The 1,231-nt window shown below is 39.5% G+C and carries 1 protein-coding gene and 2 pseudogenes; 1 reads left to right on the top strand and 2 read right to left on the bottom strand.

All coding sequences use genetic code 11. The features are described from left to right. On the top strand, positions 1–221 hold a 221-nt coding region (locus L2764_RS27260), incomplete at its 5' end, for a transposase (RefSeq protein WP_248943462.1). Positions 222–582: 361 nt separating this feature from the next. Here the strand turns inward: L2764_RS27260 and L2764_RS27255 are convergent. Next, a pseudogene (locus L2764_RS27255) lies at positions 583–1,122 on the bottom strand (S8 family serine peptidase); the annotation flags it as partial. Next, positions 1,123–1,231: pseudogene (locus L2764_RS27250) on the bottom strand (IS30-like element ISVsa7 family transposase); the annotation flags it as partial.

Here is a 1,231-nt window from a genome sequence, read left to right as displayed (position 1 = left end):
AATTTTCAGTATCTAACGTCGTAGGATTTATTAAAGGTAAAAGTGCCATATCAATTGCTCGTCAGTTTAAGGGACGACAAAAGAATTTCAATGGAGAGGCTTTTTGGGCAAAGGGTTACTATGTTTCTACGGTTGGTTTGGATGAGGAAATGATAAAAGAGTACATACGAAACCAAGAAAAAAATGACATTCATCGAGATCAATTAAAACTCGGAATGTAGATAGTGCCTTGGGCACGGACTTAAGCCCTTTTAGGGCGTCACCCAAATAAGCCTCCGGCTTTGCCGGAGGTAAGTTAACTTTTCAGCCTGGGCTTTGACAATGGGTTTACTCGCGTTATCAATACTAACAATGTAACGGTTATTATCAGGAAAAACTTCAGCAACGGATGATGTATTTATGAAAGTGGTTGTAAATAATATGCTAAGTGTGAAAAATCTCATTTTTTCTTTGAATCTCTTGCTATTAACGGCGTTAATCCCAGAGTTATTAATGACTCTGGGATTAAGTTAGGATGAAAAACGAGCTGACTTACTGTTAGCTCGTCTAATAAAAGTATGAAAGAATTTATAAATGTGTTTCACCTGTGCAAGGATTTTCTGTTAAATACTCATCCGCCATTTTAGCTTGCACTATCCCATAACCAAAATAGACATCATGAGATGACGGATCGGTTCCTGGATAAAATGCAGATTTAATTAATGCGTTACGAATTTCTTCACCTGAACATTGATTGTTATTCGACCAGACTAATGCTGCAATCCCCGATACTGCAGGCGTGGCCATTGAAGTGCCACTCATATAGCCATAATTACTAGAACCTATGTCGATACTCATGCTGGATGCGGCTAAGAGTGCACTTCTATTGTCATAATTGGCACCGATAGCAGGAATAGTCGTGTCATTGGTGGTGCCTAAGGTGGCCGTTAATACGCCAGAAACATTGTTGATGATCACTGCGCCAATGCCACCTGATTTTTCACAGTTGGCGACTTTTTCATAGAAGGTATTGTTTCCTCTATCGATCAGGCAGACTTTACCGTTGGCATTACTGTCAATGGTTTCTGCTGTATTCATATAATAACTGGTGGAATGTAGCACTTGACCGAGGTTTTCCATGGCCTAGATCTCAGCAATAAGCGACACACGTTTACCTGTTAAAAACTCATAAGGACTGAGAAAGTTTAACGCCTTTCTTGGCCTCATGTTAATTAAAAATTCAGCATTGGCT

It is taken from the genome of Shewanella surugensis, from assembly GCF_023284005.1.
Lineage (GTDB): Bacteria > Pseudomonadota > Gammaproteobacteria > Enterobacterales > Shewanellaceae > Shewanella > Shewanella surugensis.
The sequence above is the reverse complement of the archived record's forward strand: the minus strand, read 5'-3'. Positions and strand labels throughout refer to the sequence as shown.